Origin of the sequence: uncultured Thiodictyon sp. (assembly GCA_903837595.1) — a bacterium.
Lineage (GTDB): Bacteria > Pseudomonadota > Gammaproteobacteria > Chromatiales > Chromatiaceae > Thiodictyon.
Genome location: CAILVI010000431.1, coordinates 1 through 1,963 on the forward strand (window position 1 = coordinate 1; position 1,963 = coordinate 1,963).

Annotated in this window: 4 protein-coding genes; 1 reads left to right on the forward strand and 3 read right to left on the reverse strand. The window is 67.8% G+C overall.

Translation table 11 applies throughout. The features are described 5' to 3' along the window. The first annotated feature begins 267 nt into the window (after window positions 1-267). Window positions 268-465: a hypothetical protein gene (locus tag QZY44_RS25745; protein ID WP_295454886.1), complete on the forward strand. Its 198-nt coding sequence runs from the start codon at window positions 268-270 to the stop codon at window positions 463-465. A gap of 106 nt (window positions 466-571) precedes the next feature. On the opposite strand, the gene QZY44_RS25750 is transcribed toward QZY44_RS25745, so the two are convergent. From QZY44_RS25750 to QZY44_RS25760, 3 genes are all read right to left on the reverse strand, one after another. Further along, on the reverse strand, window positions 572-1,180 hold the full coding sequence (locus tag QZY44_RS25750) for a Uma2 family endonuclease (protein WP_295454888.1): 609 nt from the start codon (window positions 1,178-1,180) through the stop codon (window positions 572-574). Between the two features lie 377 nt (window positions 1,181-1,557). After that, a complete protein-coding gene (locus QZY44_RS25755; RefSeq protein WP_295454892.1) occupies window positions 1,558-1,704 on the reverse strand; it encodes a hypothetical protein in 147 nt (48 codons plus the stop codon). Between the two features lie 49 nt (window positions 1,705-1,753). Further along, the coding region (locus tag QZY44_RS25760; RefSeq protein ID WP_295454894.1) for a hypothetical protein at window positions 1,754-1,963 on the reverse strand (210 nt) is incomplete at its 5' end.

Sequence of the window (1,963 nt, forward strand, 5' to 3'; positions counted from 1 at the left end):
CGTTTAGCTGAGTCTCAGCCCTCCTGCAGTGAAGTGCCTAGCCATTAGGAGTTGTGATATCGCCATGTCGTAGGTAATCCGTGCCAGCCGGGCGGGGATGATTGAAGCCGCCCATTGCTCGCGCCAAGGCGCCAAGCTCGCCGCGTTGGCGTCGGCAAGTCCCAATGGGTCCTCGCGCGTGCAGTTGGGGCGGCTTCGCCGCTTGTGGTCTATAAGAAAATCGTTGTATTCTTATTTCTCCACCCTACAACGCGCGGAGACTGCACGATGAATCGGTTCTACTACGACGCAGTGACCCAGATGGAGCAGGCGGGGGTCGACGACCAATATATTCAGGGCTGGCAGTGCGGTTTCCTGCAAAACCCCAAGCGTGAGGCGCAGCGCCTGACCACGGCCTACGAGGCCGGTTATGCCGCCGGTGAGGAGAAGAACACCGACGCCTTCGGTGAGTGGGTCAAGGGCTGATTCTAGTCTGTGCCCCCGCGTTCCCGGGCTCCGCGTCCAGTCGGCGGACCGGACGCAGAGCGCCCGCGCGGCATTCCCACGCTGGAGCGTGGGAACGAGAAACGGCCTACTCGATTGAGGACGCCAGGTCCGCGGACCCCTCGTCGGGCGGCGGGGCGAGGCGGACGTCCTCGTAGATCGCGTCCAGGGTGCAGTCGAACCCCAGCGTCTCGAGGGCGAGCCGGCCGTCGTCTGGTACCGGCTGCAAGATCCATCCGTCCGGGTGGCGCCGGAAGACCTCGACCGAGCGCGTCCGCGAGTCGACCAGCACGTATTCCTGAAGCGTCGGCAGTTGCCGGTAACTGGCGAACTTTGCGCCCCGGTCATAGGCCTCCGTGGACTCCGAGAGGACCTCGACGACGACCCGGGCGCGCCGCTTGACGATCGGCTCGGCCGCGTCCGCTGCCTCGCAGGTGACGAAGCAATCCGGGTAGAAAACGGCCCGCGCCCGCTCAACCTGCAGCTTCATGTCCGCGATATAGACCCGACGGGGGCCGCCGCGCACATGGGCGCGCAGCATCGCAAAGACGTTGCCCGCGATGGTGACGTGCGCCTCGCTCGCCCCGGCCATCGCGAAGACCTCGCCGGCGACATATTCGTGCTTGATCGGCGACACCGCCTCACCGGCCAGGTAGTCGTCAACCGTGATGAATGGGACCTCGGCGAGATTGGACATCGTGGCACTCCGAGTGGGTGGGCAGCGCTTAGGGTACCGTATTCTCACGCGAGCCGCGACCGGGGCAGCCCCCGTCAGTCGCGGGCCTCTTGGTGTCCCATGAGGCGGCAGCCTGCGGCGGGCCGCTACCCGCTAAAGCGTCGACCTCCTGGGTCCACGCACTCCAACCCGAGGCCGGGGCTCTAACGGTCAAAGTCAGGCCGAGACCCGGTGGGAGCGGCTTCAGCCGCGACGGGACATCGCCAGCAGCCGTGGCCTCGTCGCGGCTAAGGCCGCTCCCACGGAGGACTTTCATGGTTCGCGCTGGTGCCGCCTAGCCCTCAGCCCCGCGGGCGCCGGCGCCCGAACAGCCGCCGCGGTAGGCCGGGGCGGGCGGGTCAGCGCGCCCGGCGCAGGTGTTCCTCGCATTGCAGGATCGCCGCGCGCTGAGCCGGATAAAGGCGGCCCGCGGCGTCCAGCCGGCGCAGGATGGCGAGCAGGCGCTCCAGGTGCTCGGCCCCGCCGTCTGGGGCGATTGAGGCCATTCGTTCGAGGGCTACCACCAGGTCGATCTGGTAGTCGGCCCGCCCGGGCTCAGCGGCGGCCAGGGGTTCGCTGATCGCCAGCGCCTTCGCCCTGGCTGCTCTCCTGGTAGAGGTCGCCCAGCTTGATGTAGGACACGGAGAGGGCGCGTTGGTCGTCGGCCCGCCCGGGCTCAGCGGTGGCCAGGCGCTCGCGGATCTCCAGTGCCTTCTGATACATGGCACGGGCGTCCTCGCCCTGGCCGGCCACCCGATAGATCTC